The organism is Streptomyces sp. NPDC059909, from assembly GCF_042730885.1.
Lineage (GTDB): Bacteria > Actinomycetota > Actinomycetes > Streptomycetales > Streptomycetaceae > Streptomyces.
Genome location: NZ_JBHWKX010000036.1, coordinates 1 through 21,365 on the forward strand (window position 1 = coordinate 1; position 21,365 = coordinate 21,365).

General features: G+C 70.7%; 19 protein-coding genes. 4 read left to right on the forward strand and 15 right to left on the reverse strand.

The window, feature by feature from the left end:
• Window positions 1-215 precede the first annotated feature (215 nt).
• On the forward strand, window positions 216-1,541 hold the full coding sequence (cseC, locus tag ACFV9O_RS23680; protein WP_385420933.1) for a two-component system sensor histidine kinase CseC: 1,326 nt from the start codon (window positions 216-218) through the stop codon (window positions 1,539-1,541).
• 3 nt (window positions 1,542-1,544) lie between these two features.
• On the opposite strand, the gene ACFV9O_RS23685 is transcribed toward cseC, so the two are convergent.
• From ACFV9O_RS23685 to ACFV9O_RS23695, 3 genes are all read right to left on the reverse strand, one after another.
• On the reverse strand, window positions 1,545-1,991 hold the full coding sequence (locus tag ACFV9O_RS23685) for a VOC family protein (protein ID WP_385420934.1): 447 nt from the start codon (window positions 1,989-1,991) through the stop codon (window positions 1,545-1,547).
• Between the two features lie 58 nt (window positions 1,992-2,049).
• Window positions 2,050-2,445, reverse strand: coding sequence for a helix-turn-helix transcriptional regulator (locus ACFV9O_RS23690; protein WP_385421063.1), 396 nt, complete (start codon window positions 2,443-2,445; stop codon window positions 2,050-2,052).
• Between the two features lie 163 nt (window positions 2,446-2,608).
• Entirely contained in the window at window positions 2,609-4,225 is a 1,617-nt protein-coding gene (locus ACFV9O_RS23695) for an MDR family MFS transporter (RefSeq protein ID WP_385420936.1), read from the reverse strand.
• Window positions 4,226-4,352: 127 nt separating this feature from the next.
• On the opposite strand from ACFV9O_RS23695, the gene ACFV9O_RS23700 reads away from it, so the two are divergent.
• Window positions 4,353-4,916, forward strand: coding sequence for a TetR/AcrR family transcriptional regulator (locus tag ACFV9O_RS23700; RefSeq protein ID WP_385420938.1), 564 nt, complete (start codon window positions 4,353-4,355; stop codon window positions 4,914-4,916).
• 35 nt (window positions 4,917-4,951) lie between these two features.
• On the opposite strand, the gene ACFV9O_RS23705 is transcribed toward ACFV9O_RS23700, so the two are convergent.
• Window positions 4,952-5,602, reverse strand: a complete 651-nt coding sequence (locus tag ACFV9O_RS23705) for a M23 family metallopeptidase (protein ID WP_385420940.1) — start codon at window positions 5,600-5,602, stop codon at window positions 4,952-4,954.
• A gap of 481 nt (window positions 5,603-6,083) precedes the next feature.
• Between ACFV9O_RS23705 and ACFV9O_RS23710 the strand changes: the two genes are divergently transcribed.
• Window positions 6,084-9,041 (forward strand): NACHT domain-containing protein, encoded by a 2,958-nt coding sequence (locus ACFV9O_RS23710; RefSeq protein WP_385420942.1) that lies wholly within the window; start codon window positions 6,084-6,086, stop codon window positions 9,039-9,041.
• Window positions 9,042-9,131: 90 nt separating this feature from the next.
• On the opposite strand, the gene ACFV9O_RS23715 is transcribed toward ACFV9O_RS23710, so the two are convergent.
• Window positions 9,132-11,660: an ATP-dependent Clp protease ATP-binding subunit gene (locus tag ACFV9O_RS23715; protein ID WP_385420944.1), complete on the reverse strand. Its 2,529-nt coding sequence runs from the start codon at window positions 11,658-11,660 to the stop codon at window positions 9,132-9,134.
• Between the two features lie 430 nt (window positions 11,661-12,090).
• Here ACFV9O_RS23715 and ACFV9O_RS23720 point away from each other — a divergent pair, with 430 nt between their 5' ends.
• A complete protein-coding gene (locus tag ACFV9O_RS23720; protein ID WP_385420946.1) occupies window positions 12,091-12,696 on the forward strand; it encodes an SCO3374 family protein in 606 nt (201 codons plus the stop codon).
• Here the strand turns inward: ACFV9O_RS23720 and ACFV9O_RS23725 are convergent.
• The 10 genes from ACFV9O_RS23725 to ACFV9O_RS23770 all read right to left on the reverse strand — a co-directional run bounded on the left by ACFV9O_RS23725 (window position 12,675) and on the right by ACFV9O_RS23770 (window position 21,027).
• Window positions 12,675-13,010, reverse strand: a complete 336-nt coding sequence (locus ACFV9O_RS23725) for an Lsr2 family protein (RefSeq protein WP_385420948.1) — start codon at window positions 13,008-13,010, stop codon at window positions 12,675-12,677. The genes ACFV9O_RS23720 and ACFV9O_RS23725 overlap by 22 nt on opposite strands.
• 213 nt (window positions 13,011-13,223) lie before the next feature.
• On the reverse strand, window positions 13,224-13,763 hold the full coding sequence (locus ACFV9O_RS23730) for an amino-acid N-acetyltransferase (RefSeq protein ID WP_385420950.1): 540 nt from the start codon (window positions 13,761-13,763) through the stop codon (window positions 13,224-13,226).
• A 9-nt stretch (window positions 13,764-13,772) separates the two neighbouring features.
• Window positions 13,773-14,246: a BlaI/MecI/CopY family transcriptional regulator gene (locus ACFV9O_RS23735; RefSeq protein WP_385420952.1), complete on the reverse strand. Its 474-nt coding sequence runs from the start codon at window positions 14,244-14,246 to the stop codon at window positions 13,773-13,775.
• A gap of 157 nt (window positions 14,247-14,403) precedes the next feature.
• Window positions 14,404-14,592, reverse strand: coding sequence for a hypothetical protein (locus ACFV9O_RS23740; protein ID WP_385420953.1), 189 nt, complete (start codon window positions 14,590-14,592; stop codon window positions 14,404-14,406).
• A 14-nt stretch (window positions 14,593-14,606) separates the two neighbouring features.
• Complete coding sequence (locus ACFV9O_RS23745; RefSeq protein ID WP_385420955.1) at window positions 14,607-15,224, reverse strand: hypothetical protein; 618 nt, start codon at window positions 15,222-15,224, stop codon at window positions 14,607-14,609.
• 216 nt (window positions 15,225-15,440) lie between these two features.
• Complete coding sequence (locus ACFV9O_RS23750) at window positions 15,441-16,238, reverse strand: type III pantothenate kinase (RefSeq protein WP_385420957.1); 798 nt, start codon at window positions 16,236-16,238, stop codon at window positions 15,441-15,443.
• Between the two features lie 4 nt (window positions 16,239-16,242).
• Window positions 16,243-17,289 (reverse strand): carboxylating nicotinate-nucleotide diphosphorylase, encoded by a 1,047-nt coding sequence (gene nadC, locus ACFV9O_RS23755; RefSeq protein ID WP_385420959.1) that lies wholly within the window; start codon window positions 17,287-17,289, stop codon window positions 16,243-16,245.
• Window positions 17,286-19,085 carry an L-aspartate oxidase gene (locus tag ACFV9O_RS23760; RefSeq protein WP_385420960.1) on the reverse strand — a complete coding sequence of 600 codons (1,800 nt, stop codon included), beginning with the start codon at window positions 19,083-19,085 and terminating at the stop codon, window positions 17,286-17,288. The genes nadC and ACFV9O_RS23760 overlap by 4 nt, the downstream gene beginning before the upstream one ends.
• On the reverse strand, window positions 19,082-20,092 hold the full coding sequence (gene panC, locus ACFV9O_RS23765; protein ID WP_385420962.1) for a pantoate--beta-alanine ligase: 1,011 nt from the start codon (window positions 20,090-20,092) through the stop codon (window positions 19,082-19,084). Before panC ends, ACFV9O_RS23760 begins: the two co-directional genes overlap by 4 nt.
• The gene (locus tag ACFV9O_RS23770) at window positions 20,089-21,027 is read right to left on the reverse strand and encodes a Rossmann-like and DUF2520 domain-containing protein (RefSeq protein WP_385420964.1); all 939 of its coding nucleotides are present in this window, start codon (window positions 21,025-21,027) and stop codon (window positions 20,089-20,091) included. Before ACFV9O_RS23770 ends, panC begins: the two co-directional genes overlap by 4 nt.
• Window positions 21,028-21,365: the final 338 nt, after the last annotated feature.

A 21,365-nucleotide genomic window follows, 5' to 3' on the forward strand; every position in this document is an offset into this window, starting at 1 on the left:
ACGCGCCAAGGCGTCACGACGTCCGCCGGACGACCACGCACCGATTTTCACGCACACAGGGTGTCGCCGTCAGGCGACCGGATTACTGACCCCGGCATGAAGCGACTCGCCCTGCGCACCGGCGTCCGGTGGCTCCATCTCCCGGGGACACCCCCCGGACCCCCGGCAGCAGCCACCGCACACCCGCCGCACCCCGGATCAGAACAGGCCGCCGCATGAAGCGACTCGCCCTGCGCACCGGCGTCCGGTGGAAGATCAGCATCGCGATCGCCGCCGTCGGTGCCCTCATCGCGTTCGCGCTGAGTGTGGTCGTACACAACGCCGCCCGCATCTCGATGCTCGACAACGCGCGCGATCTGCAGATGAACCGGCTGCTCTTCGCCCAGCGGATCTACGAGACCACCAAGCCGAAGGCCGAGCCCAAGTTCGGCACCAAGCTCAACGACCCCGCGCTGCCCCGCGAGGTGAGGTACCTGCTCGAGGACGGCCGCCAGGCCACCTATGTGCAGGAACACCACAGCGGCGCCCCCGACATCTGGGCCGCCGTGCCGCTCGGCAACGGCGATGTGCTGTCGCTGCACAACCGGTTCGCCGACCGCAGCGCCGCGATCATGAAGGATCTGGACCGCGCCCTGATCATCGGCTCGGTGTCGGTGGTCTTCGTCGGTTCCGCGCTCGGCGTGCTCATCGGCGGCCAGCTCTCCCGCAGGCTGCGCAAGGCCGCCGCGGCGGCCGGCAGGGTCGCGCAGGGCAACACGGAGGTACGGGTCCGGAAGGCCGTCGGCGGCGTCGTACGCGACGAGACCGACGAGCTGGCACGGGCTGTCGACGCCCTGACCGACGCGCTGAACGAGCGCATCGAGGCGGAGCGCCGCGTCACCGCGGACATCGCCCACGAGCTGCGCACCCCCGTGACCGGGCTGCTCACAGCCGCCGAGCTGCTGCCGCCCGGCCGGCCCACCGAGCTCGTACGGGACCGGGCACAGGCCATGCGCACGCTGGTCGAGGACGTGCTGGAGGTGGCCCGGCTCGACAGCGCGTCGGAGCGGGCCGAGCTGCAGGAGATCGCCCTCGGCGAGTTCGTCAGCCGCCGCGTCACCGTGCTGGATCCGGACGCGGTCGTAAGCGTCGTGCACGAGTCCTGGGTCAACACGGATCCGCGCCGGCTCGAACGGATCCTGGGCAATCTGCTGGCCAACGCCGCCAAGCACGGCAGGACGCCGGTCGAGGTCACGATCGAGGGCCGTGTGGTGCGGATACGCGACCACGGCCCCGGCTTCCCCGAGGCGCTGCTGCGCGAGGGTCCGAGCCGCTTCCGGACGGGCGCGAGCGACCGCGCCGGGCAGGGGCACGGTCTCGGCCTCACCATCGCGGCCGGCCAGGCCCGCGTCCTCGGCGCCCGGCTGACCTTCCGCAACGCGAGCCCCGAGGGCACCGCCGATCCCGGTGCCGCCGCCGGCGGGGCGATCGCCGTGCTCTGGCTCCCGGAGCACGCCCCGACGAACACCGGCAGCTTCGCGATGCCCCAGCTCCCGGTCTGAGACCTAACAGGCCCAGTCCTGGTCCAGGTCCAGTCCCCCCTCGCGACGCTGCGTGAACGAGAACCAGTTGCCGGAGTCGTCCCGGAAGATGGCCTCCGTGCCGTACGGACGCTCCTGCGGTTCCTGGAGGAACTCCACGCCCTTCTCCTTCAGCCTGGCGTAGTCGCCGTGGATGTCGTCCGTGGTCAGGACCCCGGCACCGAGGACGCCCTTCGCGATGAGCCGCTTCATGGCCTCCGCCGACTCGGGGTCCATGGCCGGCGCGCCCGGGACCATCAGCGTCAGCTCGACGTCCGGCTGGTCCTTCGCGCCGACGGTGAGCCAGCGCATTCCGCCCTCACCCATCGTCATGTCCGTCCGGACCTCCAGGCCGAGCTTCTCGGTGTAGAACTCCTTGGCCCGGTCCTGGTCGAGTACCCAGACGGTGGAGATGGCGAGTCCCTTGATCATTTCGTGCTCCTGGTCGACGCTCGTCGTGCTTGCCCTGCCACCGTAGGCAGCGGCCCGGTCAACCGGCTTCTTCAGAATTGCGGTCCTTGCCGCCGGGGCCACGGCGCTCCGGGAAGCCGCCCGCCCAGAGCAGGGCGTAGCACCCGGGTATGAGCGCCGCGCCGCGACCCACGTGCTTCGTCCGGTACTCGCTCGGGGTCAGGCCGGTCTGCTTCTTGAACCGGGCGGAGAACGTGCCGAGGCTGCTGAAGCCGACCAGTGAGCAGATTTCGGTGACCGAGAGATCCGCGGAGCGGAGGAGCTCCTCGGCCCGCTCGATCCGTCTGCGCGACAGATACTGGCCGGGCGTCTCCCCGTAGACCACCTTGAAGGCGCGGACGAAGTGGAAGCGCGAGTAACCGGCATGGGCGGCCACCGCGTCCAGGTCGAGCGGCTCGGCCCAGTCGCGGTCCATGGCGTCCTTGGCGAGGCGCAGCTGCCGCAGATGGGCGAGGTGCGCCGTCACCGGGGTGGCGTTCCCCCCGTGCTTCTCCACGGACTCGATGCTTGCACGCCCCACTGACAACGGCCCCCGGTGCCTGTGCACCGAGGGCCGCGCCGACGAGTCGACCTGCCGGTCAGACGGCCTCCACGACCTTCGCATCGGAACCGGTGCCGGTACCCGCACCGGCGTCGGCCGCCGGCTTCGCCGGGCCCGCGCCCTTCAGCGGCACCTCCTTGACGAAGAAGGCCGCCACGAACCCGATCACCGCGACCGCGGCGCCGAGCAGGAACGCCGCATGCGTACCCGAGGAGACCGCGAGCTGGTACGCCTCGCGCACCTGCTCCGGCAGCTTCGCCAGGCTCGCGGCGTCCAGCTGCGCGGACTGCTTGGTGACCGCGGACCCGCCCCGGGCCGTCATCTCGTCCTGCACCCGTGAGGTGAACAGGGCGCCCATGATCGCGACGCCGAAGGAGGAGCCGAGCGTACGGAACAGGGTGGTGGACGAGGACGCGACGCCCATGTCCTTGAGCTCGACGCTGTTCTGCGCGACCAGCATCGTGATCTGCATCAGGAAGCCCATGCCGGCGCCGAGGACGGCCATGTAGAGCCCGGAGGTGAGCCGGGACGTACCAGTGTCCATCTGCGCCAGCAGGAAGAGACCCACCACCATCAGTGCGCCGCCGATGATCGGGAAGATCTTGTACTTGCCGGTGTTGGTGGTGACCCGGCCCGCGATGAGCGAGACGATCATCATCGACAGCAGCATCGGCAGGAGCAGCAGGCCGGAGTTGGTGGCCGAGGCTCCCTGCACGGACTGCTGGTAGAGCGGCAGGAAGAGCACGGCACCGAACATCACGAAGCCGACGATGAAGCCGATCACCGACATGAGGGTGAAGTTGCGGCTGCGGAAGATGTGCAGCGGGATGACCGGGGCCGCGGCCTTGGTCTCGACGAAGAGGAAGCCGACGAGCGAGACCACACCGATCGCGACCAGCTCCATGATCACGGCGGAGTCCCAGGCGTACTCCGTGCCGCCCCAGGTCGTGACCAGCACGATCGACGTGATGCCGACGGTGAGCAGCGCGGCACCCAGGTAGTCGATCGGGGCCTTCGCCGCGCTCCGGTCCCTCTTCGGCAGGTGCAGGACGATGGTGAGCATGGCGAGCGCGACCGCGCCGAGCGGCAGGTTGATGTAGAAGCTCCAGCGCCAGCCCCAGTGGTCGGTGATGGTGCCGCCGACCAGCGGCCCGCCGATCATGGCGAGGGCCATCACGCCGGCCATCATGCCCTGGTACTTGCCGCGCTCGCGGGGCGGAATGAGGTCACCGATGATGGCCATGACGCCGACCATGAGTCCGCCCGCGCCCAGGCCCTGCACGGCGCGGAAGCCGATCAGCTGGCCCATGTCCTGGGCCATGCCGCTGAGCGCCGAGCCGATCAGGAAGATCACGATCGCGGTGAGGAAGACGCCTTTGCGGCCGTACATGTCGCCGAGCTTGCCCCAGATGGGGGTGGAGGCGGCCGTGGCCAGCGTGTATGCGGTGACCACCCAGGACAGATGCTCCAGGCCGCCGAGTTCGCCGACGATCGTCGGCATCGCGGTGCCGATGATCATGTTGTCGAGCATGGCCAGCAGCATCGCGATCATCAGCGCGAGCAGGACCACGCGGACGCTGCGCTGCTTCGGACCGTCCGGTTCCTCGGGTATCGCTTTCTTCGTCGCCTGTCCGTCTTCCTGTCCCGCCGCCATCGGTCCCACTCCCTGCGCCCTGTGTACTTACTTGCCGCCCGGCTAGTTCACTATACTGGGGAAAGTAGACCCGCAACTAGCCGGGCGTCAAGTAAGTAATGATGTACGCACGCCCCAGGAGAGACCAATGGCCAGAGGCAACACTCGTCAGCGGATTCAGGACGTGGCCCTGGAACTCTTCGCCGAGCAGGGCTACGAGAAGACCTCGCTCCGCGAGATCGCCGAAAGGCTGCAGGTCACGAAGGCGGCGCTGTACTACCACTTCAAGACCAAGGAAGACATCGTCATCAGCATCTTCCAGGACCTGAACCGGCCGATCGACGAGCTGATCGCCTGGGCCGAGGAGCAGCCGCGCACCCTGGAGACCAAGCAGGAGATCCTGCGCCGCTACCAGGCCGCGCTCGCCGGGGCCGCCCCCCTCTTCCGGTTCATGCAGGAGAACCAGGCCACCGTGCGCGAGCTGAGCATCGGCCTGACCTACAAGGAGCGCATGATCACCCTGACCGGGCTGGTCCAGGAGCCGGACCTGAGCATGACCGACCGGGTCCGCTGCGTCAGCGCGCTGTTCACGATGCACGCCGGAACGTTCTTCATGCAGAACGTCGAAGGCGACCTCGAGGAGAAGCGCGAAGCTGTCCTCGAGGTCGCCATCGATCTGATGACCCAGGCCTATCAGGGGCCGCAGGCATAGACGTCACATGGTGACGAGCGTCGGAGTGACGGGCGTCAGATGGTGACGCCGACGCCGCGCAGGAAGGTCGCCGGGTTCAGGGCGGAGCCGTAGTTCGGGGTCGTACGGATCTCGAAGTGCAGGTGCGGGCCGGACGAGTTGCCGGTGTTGCCGGACAGGGCGATGACCTTGCCGGTGTTCACGGTCTGGCCGACGGCGACGTTGATCTTCGACAGGTGGGCGTACTGCGAGTACTTGCCGCTGGCGTGCTTGATCACGATGGCGTTGCCGTAGGCGGGACCGTCACCGCCGCCGTTCGGGCCGGCCTTCACGACGACACCGCTGTTGGCGGCCTTGACCGGGGTGCCGACCGGAACGGCGAAGTCCTGGCCGGAGTGCTTGTGGGACCACATCGCGCCGCCCTGGTTGAAGCTGGCGGTCAGGGTGTAGTGGGTGACCGGCTTGACCCAGGAGGGGGCCTTCTTCGCGGTGGCGGCCTCGTCGGTCTTCGCCTGCGCGTCGGCCTGGGCCTGGACGGCAGCGGCGGTTATGGGGCTCGCGACGACGCCGGGGGTCTTCACCGTATCGGCGGCGGCGACACCGGCACCGGCTCCGACGACCATCACGGCGCCGAGTCCGGCAGCCACGACGGCGCCACGGGTACGGAGCACGGACGGGCGGAGACGGTTGATGTTGCGCTTCGACATGCGGGGAGAACCTCCGGGCTGATCGGGCAAGAACCGACCCGGCGCTGGAGCACCGGGTGCCTCACCTTGGTAACCCGGACCCCCAACCCACCTCAAACACCCCATCTACGACATCACGCCGTAGATGGGTCGGTGTGAGCGGGACCCTTGACGCCGCCGGAATGACAGTCCGGCATTGCCCGAAATCTCCTGACGAAGCCTGGTTTAGGTCCATGTAGAGGCACTTCAGGCTGGACGTCCGCCACGGGCCACCCACCCCTCCGCCGCCACCGGGCCGAAAGTCCCACCCGTCGCCCCTGGAAGCCCCGGAGTGCAACCCGAAACTCCCACTAAGGCGCCTAGTAGGCTCGGAACGGCCTGTGCGCCTTGTCACGGCCGCGACCCGGGCAGTGCGTCGTGGGTCACACCGAAAACGGCGATTTTCCGGGGGAAACCGCCCCCTTCCGGGCCCTGGGGATCTCGACGATCTGGGGGATCACGCATGGAACCCGCACTCATCGGCACCCGGCTGGCCTCGGCGGCCATCGCGCCGCTCCTGAAGCAGCTCCTCGTACGGGAGGGAAGCGGGGCCGGTCTGACGGACAAGCCCGTGCGCCTCGCAGGGCTCGTCTCCTTCCGGGGTGAGAAGCGGGCCCTGACCGACAAGGACGTACGCAAGCTCGCCGACACGCTCGTCCGCCAGTCCCAGGCGGGGCCCGGCGAGCCGCCGTTCCCGCCGGACGAGACCGAGGCCGTCGCCGACGCCCTCGCCCGCACCCTGCTCGCCCTCGGCGACCTGGAGATGGACGACGTCCAGGCGGTGCGCCTCGGCCACCGCGAGCTGGCCCGGCTGCTGCGGACCTCGGAGGGCGCCCGCCGCGCCGAGGCAGGGCTGTCGGCGGACGCCACCCTCTATCTCGACTCGGTCACCGAATGGGCCTGCCTCCACATCCTCCAGTTCTTCACGCAGCGCTCCTCCTTTGTCGCCCGCACTCTGGTCGAGCAGAGCCGCGTCCAGGCCGAGCTGCTCGCCAGGCTCGACGAGCTGATCGTGCGCATGCCGCGCGCCGACGGCCGCGACGTGGCCTTCGAGCGCCGCTACCTCTCGTACGTGGCGAAGAAGCACGGCAACCTGACGATCTACGGCATCGACCTGCACCACTCGCCGGATGCCTGGCCGATTGACCTGGCGTATCTGAGCCTGGAGGCGAGCGAGGCGGAGAGCCCCGACCGGCTGGCCGCGCTGGAGACAGCGGCCGGCTCTGAGGCCGAGCCGTCCGCACACACGGTGAAGGCCGCGTTGCGCGAGCACCACGTCCCGGTCCGCGCCGACGAGGCCCTGGCCCGGCACGACAAGGTCCTGCTCCGCGGGGTCGCCGGCTCCGGGAAGACCACGCTCGTCCAGTGGCTCGCCGTCTCCTCCACCAGCCAGGACCGCGACTGCGGCGCCACCGAGCGGATGGCCTACCTCCGCGACCGGATCCCGTTCGTCCTGCCCCTGCGCACACTCACCCGCCACGGGGAACGGCTGCCCGCTCCCGACCGCTTCCTCGCCGCCGTCGGCTGCCCACTCGGTCCGCCCGACGGCTGGGCCGACCGGGTCCTGTCCGCGGGCCGCGGCCTCGTCCTGATCGACGGGATCGACGAGATCCCCGAGGCCGAGCGCGAACGGACCCGCCGCTGGCTGCGCGACCTCCTTGCCACGTACGACACCGACAGCGGCAACCGCTGGCTCGTCACCTCCCGCCCCTCGGCCGTACGCGACGACTGGCTCACCCCCGACGGCTTCACCGAGCTCACCCTCTCCCCGATGAGCCGCACCGAGGTCACGTCCTTCGTCCACCGCTGGCACCGGGCCGCGGGCCCCGACGCCGCCTCGTACGAGCAGCCGCTCCTCGACGCCCTGCGCACCAAGCAGGACCTCGCGCAGCTCGCCACCAACCCGCTGACGTGCGGGCTCATCTGCGCCCTGCACCGCGACCGGCGCGGTTTCCTCCCGCGCGGCCGCAAGGCGCTGTACGAGGCCGCGTTGGCGATGCTGCTCGACCGCCGCGACCGGGAACGTGACATGGGCACCCCCTCCGGGGTCGACCTCCCCGAGGCCCCGCAGATCCAGCTCATCCAGCGACTCGCCTACTGGCTCACCCTCAACGGCCGCACCGTCATGGACCGTTCACGGGCCGAGGCGCTCGTGGCCGCCGCGATCCCCGCCGTCCCGGAGGCCGCGGCGGCCGGCGATCCGCAGGCGGTCTTCGGGCATCTCCTCCACCGCAGCGGTCTGCTGCGCGAGCCCTCCCCCGGCACCGTGGACTTCGTCCACCGCACCTTCCAGGACTACCTCGCGGCGAAGGCGATCGTCGACGAGTGGCACATCGGCGTCCTGACCCAGCACGCGGCGGACGACCAGTGGGAGGACGTCATCCGTATGACGGTCACCCACGCCAGACCCCGCGAATGCGCGGAGATCCTCCGGGAGCTGATGGCGGCGGCGGACGCGGCGCAGGACCGCGTCACACAGCTGCGCATCCTGGTCGTCGCCGCCGCGGCGATGGACCAGGCGACGGAGATCTCCCCGGACATCCGCGAGGCGCTGGGCACCCGCACCGCGGAGGTCATCCCGCCGCGCACGGCCGACGAGGCCCGCGAGCTGGCCACCGCGGGTCCTCTGGTCCTCGATCTGCTGCCGGGTCCGGACGCCGTACCCGACAAGGAGGCGGCCCGCATGAGCGTGATCACCGCCTCGCACATCGCGTCGGACGCGGCGATCCCCTTCCTCGCCCGGTACGCCTCGCACCCGTCGCTGCTGGTCCGCTCGCAGCTCGTCTGGGCCTGGGACCGGCATGAGACCCGGCATTACGCCGACGAGGTCATCGCGGCCGTCGACACGACGGGCCTGCAGTTCACCATCCGGAGTGCCGAGCAGGCCGAGGCTCTGATCGCGCTGGGCGGCAGGGAGTGGATCCACTTCAGCGGCGATCTCCCGCCAGAGCTGATCGGCAGGACCGTGCGGGCCTGCTCGCCCGACATGATCCGTATCTCACGCAACAGGTCACTGACGGATCTGAGCTGCCTGCCCAAGACGCCCGGCCTCGCGTACCTCGAAGTGGACCGCTGCCCGGGGCTGACCGACCTGTCGCTTCCGGGGAACGTCCTGGTCGGGGAGCTCGTGGTGGACAACGAGCAGTTCGAACGCACGGAAGCCGCCCCACGGGTCGGCAGGCTGCGCCTGGAGCTGCGGGCCCGGGGACATGCGCTGCAACGGGTTCCCCGCCTCTTCCCGGACCTCGCCGCGGCGGTCGTCGACCACTGCTTCCCGGGACGGGACTTCGTCGCCGATCTCTCGCCGCTGCATGCGATGGAGAAGCTCCGGACCGTTCAGCTCTACGGATCCTCGGAGCGGTTCACCGGCATGGACGGGTTCCCTGCCGATGTCCGGGTGGTCATCGACCGAACCCGGTAGGCGGCCGGCGTGTGCAAGAACCGGCTACCGAAAAGGATCTGCCCCGGACCCTCATGGGATCCGGGGCAGTCCTGCGAGCGCCAGGACGCCTTACGCGTCCTTCGACAGGTTCGGACCGGTGCTGCCGCCCGCCGCCGACTCGATCGGCGGGACGTCCGGCAGGGCCGACTTCTCCTCGCCGCGGAAGGTGAACTTCTTCTCCTCACCCTCGCCCTCGGTGTCGACGACCACGATGTGACCGGGACGAAGCTCGCCGAAGAGGATCTTCTCGGAGAGCAGGTCCTCGATCTCGCGCTGGATCGTCCGGCGCAGCGGCCGGGCGCCCAGGACCGGGTCGTAGCCCTTCTTCGCCAGCAGGAGCTTCGCCTCCTGGCTGAGCTCGATACCCATGTCGCGGTCCTTGAGACGCTCGTCCACCTTGGCGATCATCAGGTCGACGATCTGGATGATGTCCTCCTGCGAGAGCTGGTGGAAGACGACCGTGTCGTCGACGCGGTTGAGGAACTCGGGCCGGAAGTGCTGCTTCAGCTCCTCGTTGACCTTTGCCTTCATCCGGTCGTAGGTGCTCTTGGTGTCGCCCTGGGCGGCGAAGCCCAGGTTGAAGCCCTTGGAGATGTCCCGGGTCCCGAGGTTGGTCGTCATGATGATGACCGTGTTCTTGAAGTCCACGACCCGGCCTTGGGAGTCGGTCAGACGACCGTCCTCCAGGATCTGGAGAAGGGAATTGAAGATATCGGGGTGGGCCTTCTCGACCTCGTCGAAGAGGACGACGGAGAACGGCTTCCGGCGCACCTTCTCGGTGAGCTGGCCGCCCTCTTCGTAACCCACGTATCCGGGCGGGGAACCGAAGAGACGGGAAACCGTGTGCTTCTCGCTGAACTCCGACATGTCGAGGGAGATCAGCGCGTCCTCGTCGCCGAAGAGGAATTCGGCGAGCGTCTTGGAGAGCTCCGTCTTACCGACGCCGGACGGGCCGGCGAAGATGAACGAGCCACCGGGACGCTTCGGGTCCTTCAGACCGGCACGGGTGCGCCGGATCGCCTGGGACAGCGCCCGGATGGCGTCCTTCTGGCCGATGACGCGCTTGTGGAGCTCGTCCTCCATGCGGAGCAGCCGGGAGGACTCCTCCTCCGTCAGCTTGAAGACCGGGATGCCGGTGGCCGTGGCGAGGACCTCGGCGATCAGCTCGCCGTCGACCTCGGCGACGACGTCCATGTCGCCGGCCTTCCACTCCTTCTCCCGCTTGGCCTTCGCCGCGAGCAGCTGCTTCTCCTTGTCACGGAGAGACGCCGCCTTCTCGAAGTCCTGGGAGTCGATCGCGGACTCCTTGTCCCGGCGGACGGCCGCGATCTTCTCGTCGAACTCGCGGAGGTCCGGCGGCGCGGTCATCCGGCGGATACGCATCCGGGAGCCGGCCTCGTCGATCAGGTCGATCGCCTTGTCCGGGAGGAAGCGGTCCGAGATGTACCGGTCGGCCAGGGTGGCGGCCTGGACCAGGGCCTCGTCCGTGATGGAGACGCGGTGGTGCGCCTCGTAGCGGTCGCGCAGACCCTTGAGGATCTCGATGGTGTGCGGCAGCGACGGCTCCGCGACCTGGATGGGCTGGAAGCGGCGCTCCAGGGCCGCGTCCTTCTCCAGGTGCTTGCGGTACTCGTCGAGCGTCGTCGCACCGATGGTCTGCAGCTCGCCTCGCGCCAGCATCGGCTTGAGGATCGAGGCGGCGTCGATCGCGCCCTCGGCGGCGCCCGCACCCACCAGGGTGTGGAGCTCGTCGATGAACAGGATGATGTCGCCGCGGGTGCGGATCTCCTTGAGGACCTTCTTCAGGCGCTCCTCGAAGTCACCGCGGTAGCGGGATCCGGCGACCAGCGCGCCGAGGTCCAGGGTGTAGAGGTGCTTGTCCTTGAGGGTCTCGGGCACCTCGCCCTTGACGATGGCCTGCGCCAGGCCCTCGACGACCGCCGTCTTGCCGACGCCGGGCTCGCCGATGAGCACCGGGTTGTTCTTGGTCCGGCGGGACAGCACCTGCATGACCCGCTCGATCTCCTTCTCGCGCCCGATGACCGGGTCGAGCTTGGACTCACGAGCGGCCTGGGTGAGATTCCGGCCGAACTGGTCGAGGACGAGGGAGGTCGAGGGGGTGCCCTCGGCCGGGCCGCCGGCCGTGGCGGCCTCCTTGCCCTGGTAACCGGAGAGCAGCTGGATGACCTGCTGCCGCACCCGGTTGAGGTCGGCCCCGAGCTTCACGAGGACCTGGGCGGCGACGCCCTCGCCCTCGCGGATCAGGCCGAGCAGGATGTGCTCCGTGCCGATGTAGTTGTGGCCCAGCTGAAGAGCCTCGCGGAGCGACAGCTCCAGCACCTTCTTGGCACGGGGGGTGAAGGGAATGTGCCCGGACGGGGCCTGCTGGCCCTGGCCGATGATCTCCTCCACCTGCTGGCGGACCGCCTCGAGCGAAATCCCGAGGCTCTCCAGGGCCTTAGCGGCGACACCCTCACCCTCGTGGATAAGGCCCAGGAGGATGTGCTCGGTGCCGATGTAGTTGTGGTTGAGCATCCGGGCTTCTTCCTGAGCCAGGACGACAACCCGCCGCGCGCGGTCGGTGAACCTCTCGAACATCGTTAATCGCTCCTCAGAGCGGTCAGTCAGTTAGGGGTCGATCCCCTCCCTGTCCTTCCGCAGCTTAGTCCCGCAAGCGGGGACCGCTCATTCCAACTGCCGACACCCGTCGATGGCCTCCTTGCCCCGAACGCCGACAAATGCTCCAACCCGATGGTGCGAGACGATGTTCCCGCAGGCCAGGCAGTTACCCGTGCCACCTGTACGCCGATGGCGAACGCGAGACTCCAAAGACTGCGTGTCGTCCGTCCCCACTAGGGATGTCTTACCCGTAAGCAGTGACACTCCATGCGGCAGACACCGGTTCCCTCAGCTACGGGCGAACATCCTTGCGTCTTCGAACAGCTCGACACCTCCCACTTTTGGCCACACTGTGCAATCAATTATCCACAATGCGTAACCAAGGGAGTGTCCCGGAAGTTCCCGGAGCATGGACCGCCATGTCCCGCCCCCTCACCCGCCGCAGCCGGTGCCGCCGCCGCTCGGCGGCGTCGCGCGCTGGTACGAGAAGGAGCTCGGGTGGGCCACGACCGGCGGCTCGCCCGTTCGGTTGCTGACCGGGCTCCGCTTCGATGCGCTGGAGCTGCCGGCCGACGCCGGGTTCGACCTGCTCACGCGGTACGGACGGACCGGCCCGGTCGCCGTCACGGGCGGGGTCCCCCGGGCCGGAGGCCCTCGAAGGATGCGGCTGCTGGTGGCCGCGGGCAGCGCCGACGAACTGCCGGGGCTGCTCGACTGGCTGGAATGGGGCGGGATCGGTCTCGATCTGACCGCCCTCGGCACGGGTGCATGGATGACCGCCCCGGTGCCGCCCGGCTCCTTCGTCCCGCAGGGGGCCGCCCGGTGGGTGCGGCCCCCTGAGCCGGGTCGCGAGGTGGAACCGTCACTGCCGGCGCTCGCCCCCGTCGGGCGAAGTGCCGGACCCGGGGGCGTTGGGGGCACCCCCGACCTCGTACGGCTCGTGGACGCGGCGGCGAACGCATGCCACCGGGCCCGCTTGCTGCGTGCGAGTGCTCAGACGTTGGCCTTCTCGTAGGCCTCGCGGATCTCGGCCGGAACGCGTCCGCGGTCGTTCACGCTGTAGCCGTTCTCCTTGGCCCACTTGCGGATCTCCGCCGTGTCCTTGCTGCCCGTCGCGGCGGCGCGGCCCTTGCCACGGCCCGTCGCGGTACGGCCGCCGGTCCGCCGGCCGCCCTTGGTGTACGGCTCGAGCAGGCCGCGGAGCTTGTCGGCGTTGGCGGTGGTGAGGTCGATCTCGTAGGTCTTGCCGTCCAGAGCGAACGTCACGGTCTCGTCCGCCTCGCCGCCGTCGAGGTCGTCGACAAGAAGGACCTGAACCTTCTGTGCCACCGGATTTCCTTTCATCGAAAATGCAGTACGCGGAAAGGAAACCGCTTTTCCCGGAAAAACACAAACCCCTGGGAGAGGTTCAGAACCTCGAGAACGCGGGAAACATGCGCGATTCGGACATAGGGATCCGGTCGGCGTTCAGGCCGGCCTTCCGGTCCGTGTTCCGGTCGGCCTTCCGATGGACGTTCCCGTCCGCGTTCCGCCCGGGTTCGATCACAGGTGCAGAAGCATGCGACTGTTGCCCAAGGTGTTCGGCTTCACTCGTTCGAGGCCCAGGAACTCGGCGACACCCTCGTCATAGGAACGCAGCAGCTCGCTGTAGACATCTCCGTCCACCGGCGTCTCACCGATCTCCACGAAGCCGTGCTCGGTGAAGAAGTCGACTTCGAAGGTGAGGCAGAAAACCCGGCGCACTCCCAGCCAGCGGGCGGTGTGCAGCAGCTGCTCCAGCACCTGGTGGCCGATGCCATGGCCCCTGAACTGCGCGTCCACCGCCAGAGTGCGCACTTCGGCGAGGTCTTCCCACATGACGTGGAGAGCTCCGCAGCCGACGACTCGGGCGTCGGCGTCGCGTTCCGCGACCCAGAACTCCTGGATGTCCTCGTAAAGCGTCACCGTCGCTTTGTCGAGCAGGATGCCTTCGCTCACGTACGGGTCGACGAGCCGGCGCACGGCCGGCACATCGGTGGTCCTGGCCCGCCGGACGGTGACGGCATTTGCTGCGGCATTGGGAAGCGGATGCGCTGAGGGCATGACCGGACGCTATCGCCCCGCTCCGCCCGTCTCGTCGTCGCCCTCTACGTCCTGTTCGGGAGGCGCTTGCCGAGAGGCCCGCGGGGGCTCTTCCCTGGCGCCTTGCGCGGCCCCTTCCTGGATCTGGGGCTGAACGATGCGGACCGCGTCCTGGAGCGCCTCGCGTTGCTCCTGCGACATCATGCCGAAGAACGCGACAAGGGCCGCCGCGGGGTTGTCACTCTTCGACCATGCTTCGTTCATCAGTGCGGCCGAGTACGCGGCCCTGGTGGAGACCGCGGTATATCGATAGGCGCGCCCTTCGACTTCCCTGCGCACCCAGCCCTTCTGATGGAGATTGTCCATTACCGTCATGACGGTCGTGTAGGCGATGGACCGTTCCTGCTGCAGATCTTCCAGGACTTCCCGGACCGTCACCGGACGGTTCCATTGCCAGATCCGCGTCATGACGGCGTCTTCGAGCTCTCCCAATTGACGGGGCACATCGCCACCATAGTGCGAGATGTCCGAATGGATGGCTATTGACGTACTACGGGTACGAAAAAGGACGTACGGCCTTGGACAGCCGTACGTCCTTGAGGGGACGGGGACCCCGGGGCCGGGAAGCCCCGGGCTCGCACCGCGGGTTCGGGCCCGGGGATCAGGCCCCGGTCGGGCGGTCCGCCGGAGCGGACTGCGGGGTGGCCTCCGCGCGGGCGATCGCCGCGTCCACCGCGGCGTCCTCCTTGGCCTTGTTGGGACCGCCCTGGCTCTTGACGATCGTCACGACGAGGCCGATGAAGAAGGCGGCCATCACGACGGGGGGCAGGAGCGCGGATACGTAGTCCATGCCCTCCAGAGTAGCTATCCGGCCGCCCGCTCCTCCGGCGGGGGCGCCGGCTTGCGGCGCGGGGGGAAGACCTCGCCGGGTGTGGGGATGGGGCGGTCCGGTCGCGGCGCGGGAGCGGGGCCGGGGGACGGCTTCGGGGCGGCCGGGCGGGGCTCCGGCTTGTCGCCCGCGGCGGACAGGCCGCCGGGGAGGGCCGTAAGGCGGGCCCGGGGGGCGGGCGGGGCGGGTGCCGCCACCTCGGTGGCGGAGGCGGCCGTACGGCGGGCGAGGCGGGCGCGTACCGACTTTTCCGCGAGGTCCTGGCAGCGTTCCAGCAGCGCGGCCGCGGCGGGCATGCGCTGCTGGAGGCCGCGCAGGGCAGCGAGATCCTCGGGGCCGGGGTCGTAGTCGGCGGCCAGGGCGTCCTGGAGGAGCTCCAGATAGCCGCCGGCCGAGCCGGGGAGTGCGGCGCGGTAGCGGACGAGGTCGGCGAGGAGGAACGCGCGCAGCCGCCCCGCCTCGCTCACGGCCTCGTCCACGGACTCGGCGAGCCGAAGACAGTCCTGGATGACGTTCTCACGGGGCTGGGCGGGATTGAGGGCGACGGCGAGGGCGCGTCGGAGCACTCGCAGCTCGTCTGCGCTGAACGCCATGCCGCCGCGGGATCCGTAAGGCGTGGGCATGCGCCGACACTACGCGCTAATCGGACAAAATTCGTTTAACGCAGATACGTGGCGCGGCGCCTCTTTGTGCGGCTTTGGGAGATGCCTCTTGCGGGGCGCCACCTTGTGGGCACCTCTTTGCGGGGCGTTCGCGGGGCGCCTCTTTGTGCGGCGGCCCCGTGGCAGCCCCACGGGCAGGCGCCGCGCTCACATACGGGAGACGTTCCGCTCGTACACGAGCCGCAGGCCGATCAGTGTCAGCCAGGGCTCGTGCTCGTCGATCACGGACGACTCGGCGAGCACCACCGGCGCCAGCCCACCCGTCGCGATCACGGTCACCTCGTCCGGGTCCTCGGCGAGCTCCCGCTTCATGCGCTCGACGACGCCGTCCACCTGGCCCGCGAAGCCGTACACGATGCCCGCCTGCATCGCCTCGACCGTGTTCTTGCCGATGACGCTGCGGGGGCGGGCCAGCTCGATCTTGCGGAGCTGGGCGCCCCTGACGCCGAGCGCGTCGACCGAGATCTCGATGCCGGGGGCGATGACCCCGCCCGCGTACTCGCCGCGGGCGCTGATCGCGTCGAAGGTCGTCGCCGTCCCGAAGTCGACGACGATCGCCGGGCCGCCGTAGAGCTCGACGGCGGCGACCGCGTTGATGATGCGGTCGGCGCCGACCTCCTTGGGGTTGTCCGTCAGGACCGGCACGCCCGTCTTGACGCCGGGCTCGACGAGGACGGCGGGCACGTCGCCGTAGTACCGGCGGGTCACCTCGCGCAGCTCGTGCAGCACGGAGGGGACGGTCGCGCAGATGGCGATGCCCTCGATGCCGTCGCCGAGCTCCACGCCGAGCAGCGGGTGCATGCCCATCAGACCGTTGAGGAGCACGGCGAGCTCATCGGCCGTGCGGCGCGGGTCGGTGGAGACGCGCCAGTGCTCCACGATGTCCTCGCCGTCGAAGAGGCCGAGGACGGTGTGGGTGTTGCCGACGTCGATGGTGAGCAGCATGGGATCAGTTCCCGGCCTCTCGGGGGTCCCGCAGGTCGAGGCCGATGTCGAGGATCGCGGACGAGTGGGTGAGGGCTCCGACGGCGAGGTAGTCGACGCCCGTCTCGGCGTACGCCCGGGCGTTGGCGAGGGTGAGCCGGCCGGAGGACTCCAGCACCGCCCGGTTCTTGACGAGGGCGACGGCCTCCTCGGTCTCGGTGGGGGTGAAGTTGTCCAGCAGGATCAGGTCGGCACCGGCGTCCAGGACCTCGCGGACCTGGTGGAGGGTGTCGACCTCGACCTCGATGGCGAGGTCGGGGGTGCCCACCTCGGCGAGCTTCTCGCGTACGGCCTTGAAGGCCTGGGCGACGCCGCCCGCGGCGACGACGTGGTTGTCCTTGACGAGGGCCGCGTCGGACAGCGACATGCGGTGGTTGACGCCGCCGCCGCAGCGCACGGCGTACTTCTCCAGGGCGCGCAGGCCGGGAGTCGTCTTGCGGGTGTCGCGCACGCGGGCGTTGGTGCCCTCGAGGACGTCGGCCCAGGCGCGGGTGGCGGTGGCGATGCCGGAGAGACGGCAGAGGATGTTGAGGGCGCTGCGCTCGCCGGTGAGGAGGTCGCGGGTGCGGGCGGTGACGGAGAGCAGCTTCTGGTCCGCCTCGACGCGGTCGCCGTCCTCGACGTGCCGCTCGACCTCGAACTCGTCGGTGCAGACGATCGACAGGACCGCCTCGGCGACGCGCAGGCCCGCGACGACGCCGGGCTCACGGGCGGTGAAGTCGCCGGTGGCGACGGCGTCCGCGGGAACGGTCGCGACGGTCGTGATGTCCAGGCCGCCGTCGAGGTCCTCCTCGATCGCCAGGTGGGCGATGTCCTCGACCTGGACGGGGTCGAGGCCCGCCTCGGCGAGGAGCTGGGCGAGGGCCGGGTCCAGGCCGCTCTCGTACACCTCGTCGGCGCAGCCGCAGCCCTCGCCGCAGCCGCCCGCCGAGTCGTCGGTGGCGGACACCGGGGCGCTGATCTGGATCAGGGGGACGTCCACGGGCTCCGGACGTTCTTCGGGCGTGCTCACGGTTGCGGCTCCCTGGGGGCGAGGGGGATGACGGGGGGAAAGGACTCGGTGCCGGTGCGGCGCACGACGAGGCGTCGGTCCGGAGTGAGCCGTACGACAATATGGCGGCGCCACTCCGCGTCGTCGCGGTCGGGGTGGTCCTCGCGCCAGTGGCACCCGCGGGTCTCCGCGCGCTCACGGGCGGCGGCGACGAGGACGCGCGAGACGAGCAGGAGGTTGGTGGACTCCCAGGACTCCACGCCCGGCTCGGCGGACTTGTCGAACTCCTCGGCGTCGTGCGCCGCGGACAGGTGCAGCGCCTCCAGCGCGTCGGCGGCGTCGTCGAGGCTGGCGGCGGACCGGAGCACGCCGGCACCGTGCGTCATGATCCGCTGGATCTCGTGCCGCGCCTCGGGGAGGAGCAGCGGCACGGGGCTGCAGCCGTCCGTGGCCGGCGGGGCCGACGTGGCAGGCGCCGCGGCGGCGACGGGCCTCGGGTCCCTCGCGATCGCCGTGGCGATGCGCTCCGCGAACACGAGGCCCTCCAGCAGCGAGTTGGAGGCCAAGCGGTTGGCGCCGTGGACGCCGGTGCAGGCGACCTCGCCGCAGGCGTAGAGACCGGGGACGGTGGTGCGGCCGTGCAGGTCGGTCCGGACACCACCGGAGGCGTAGTGGGCCGCCGGGGCGACCGGGATGGGCTGGGTCACCGGATCGATGCCATGGGCGCGGCAGGCGGCGAGGATCGTGGGGAAGCGGTTCTCCCACATCTCGGCGCCGAAGTGGCGGGCGTCCAGGAGCATGTGGTCGGCGCCCTGCTCCTGCATGCGGCGCATGATGCCCTTGGCGACGATGTCGCGCGGCGCGAGCTCGGCCAGCTCGTGCTGCCCCACCATGAAGCGGGTGCCGGACGCGTCGACGAGATGGGCGCCCTCGCCCCGTACTGCCTCGGAGACGAGGGGCTGCTGGCCCTCGGAGTCCCGGCCCAGGAAGAGGACCGTGGGGTGGAACTGGACGAATTCGAGGTCGCTCACCTCGGCGCCGGCCCGCAGCGCGAGCGCGACGCCGTCGCCGGTGGACACCGACGGGTTGGTCGTGGCCGAGAAGACCTGGCCCATGCCGCCGGTCGCCAGGACCACGGCGGGGGCGTGCACCGCGCCGACCCCGTCGTGCTGGCCCTCGCCCATGACGTGCAGGGTGATTCCGGCCGTACGCCCGCTCTCGTCCGTCAGCAGGTCGATGACCAGCGCGTGCTCGATGATGCGTATCGCCCGCTCGCGTATCGCCGTGACCAGCGCCCGCGAGATCTCCGCGCCCGTCGCGTCGCCGCCCGCGTGCGCGATACGGCGCCGGTGGTGGCCACCCTCACGGGTGAGCGCGATGTCCCCGCCGGCGTCCAGGTCGAACTGCGCGCCGGTCCCGATCAGCCGGCGCACCGCGTCGGGGCCCTCGGTGACCAGGGTCCGTACGGCCTCGTCGTCGCACAGCCCGGCGCCCGCGACCAGCGTGTCCTGCAGGTGCTGCTCGGGGGTGTCGCCGTCGCCGAGCGCCGCCGCGATACCGCCCTGGGCCCAGCGGGTGGAGCCGTCGTCGAGGAGGGCCTTGGTGACCACGACCGTACGCAGGCCCTCGGCCGCGCAGCGCAGTGCCGCCGTCAGGCCCGCGACGCCGGAGCCGACCACGACGACATCGGCGTCGATGGCCCAGCCGGGCACGGGGGCCGTCAGCCGTATGCCCGCGCCGGTCCCGGGTCCCGTTCCGGGGCGAGTGCCGGGGCCGCTTCCGGGACGGGTGCCGGGGCCACTTCCGGTCGCGGTCATGCGGGAGCTCCGAAGGTCAGGGGTACGTTGTCGATCAGCCGCGTCGCTCCGACCCGCGCGGCGACCGCCATGATCGCCTCGCCCTCGTACGCGTCCGGGACCTCGGTGAAGTCGGTCGGGTCGACCAGCGCCAGATAGTCCAGGTCGAGCGACGGCACGGCCTTGGCCGCCTCTTCGAGCACGGCGCGGGCAGCAGCCCGTACGGCATCGGCCCCGCCGCCCGGCTGGGCCGCCGCCACCGCGTGCGCGTCGGCGGCCGCACGGGCCTCGCCGAGCGCGGAGAGCGCGGCGGCACGGGCCGTCGGCGCGGGGGCGGACTCGGCGCGGGCGCGCAGCGCCTGCTGCGCGGCGAGCCGGTCGTGGGCGGCGAAGAGGGCCCGGGAGAGCGCGAGCGCGGTCCTCCGTTCGGCGGGCGACAGGTAGCGGTTGCGGCTGGAGAGCGCGAGGCCGTCCGGCTCGCGCACGGTCGGGACGCCGACGATCTCGACCCGGAAGTTCAGATCGCGGACCATCCGGCGGATCAGGGCGAGCTGCTGGGCGTCCTTCTGGCCGAAGAACGCCACGTCGGGCCTGGTGAGGTGGAGGAGCTTGGCGACCACCGTGAGCATGCCGTCGAAGTGGCCGGGGCGGAAGGCGCCTTCGACGAGCTCGCCCATCGGGCCCGCGGAGATCCTCACCTGCGGCTCGCCGCCGGGGTAGACCTCGTCCACGGACGGGGCGAACACGAGGTCCGCACCGGCCTCCTGCGCGGTCTTCACGTCGGCGTCCAGGGTGCGCGGGTAGCGGTCGAGGTCCTCGCCGGCGCCGAACTGGAGCGGGTTGACGAAGACGGTGACGACGACGGTGCCCTTGCGGCCGACGTGCTCGCGGGCGGAGCGGATCAGGGTGGCGTGGCCCTCGTGGAGGGCGCCCATGGTCATGACGACGGCGACAGGGCCACCGGAGGAGTGGTCCAGACGGTCGTCCAGGTCGTCGCGCGTGTGGATCAGCTCGGTGTCACGGCTCATCGGTTGTCTCCCTCGGCCAGTACCCCCAGCAGGTCCTCGGCCAGCTCCGGCTTGAGCAGACCGTGCGCGAGCGCCCGGTCCGCGGTCGTACGGGCCATCGCCAGATAGCCGGCGACGGTGCTCGGCGCGTGCTTGCGCAGCTCTGCCACGTGCGCCGCGACCGTGCCCGCGTCGCCGCGGGCCACCGGGCCGGTGAGCGCGGCGTCGCCCGAGCGCAGGGCGTTGTCGAGCGCGGCGCCGAGGAGCGGGCCGAGCATGCGGTCGGGAGCCGAGACACCCGCGGCGCGGAGCAGCTCCATGGACTGGGCGACCAGGGTGACGAGGTGGTTCGCCCCGATGGCGAGAGCCGCGTGGTAGAGCGGGCGGGCCTCCTCCTCGATCCACTCGGGCTCGCCGCCCATCTCGATGACCAGCGCCTCGGCCGCGAGCCGCAGCTCGGCCGGGGCGGTGACCCCGAAGGAGCAGCCGGCCAGCCGCTGGACGTCGACGCTCGTCCCCGTGAAGGTCATGGCGGGGTGCAGCGCGAGCGGGAGGGCGCCGGCCCGGCGGGCGGGGTCGAGCACGGCCGTGCCGTACCGCCCCGACGTGTGGACGAGGAGCTGTCCGGGACGCACGGCTCCGGTCTCCGCGAGGCCTTCGACCAGGCCGGTCAGCGCGTCGTCCGGGACGGTGAGCAGCACCAGCTCCGCGCGCGCGAGGACCTCGGCGGGCGTGACCAGCGGCACGTCCGGCAGCAGCATGGCGGCGCGGCGCACGGAGGCGTCGGAGACGCCGGAGACCGCGACCGGGCGGTGGCCCGCCAGCCGCAGGGACGCGGCGAGGGCCGGGCCGACACGGCCCGCTCCCACGACACCCACGGTGAGGCGGGCCGGGCGGTCCTTGGGGTCGACGGGCTCGGATGCGGGCGGGGTGGCTGAGGGTGGTGGTGCGTTCACGCGGCGACGGCCTTCCGTTCCAGTCCGCGGGGGGTACCGGACGATTCTTCGTCATGCTACGCCAGCGTTTCGACGGGGCTCCGGGTTGTCCACAGCCTGTGGAGGCGCGGGGGTTGCGCGCGCGCCGGGTGGGTGCCGTGGGGCGTGGCCGCCTGCGGCGGGCCTCTCCCCGCCCCGCCCCTTCCCGCTGTGTCGATGTGCGGCTCCGCCGCGTGGGGGGCTCCGCCCCAGTCCCCCTTCCGGGGCTCCGCCCTGGACCCTGCCCCTGCGCCCGGCGGGCGTGACCGCAGCAGGGCTCCTTTGGAGCCGGTCCGGCGCTGAGGACGGACCCCCGGCCG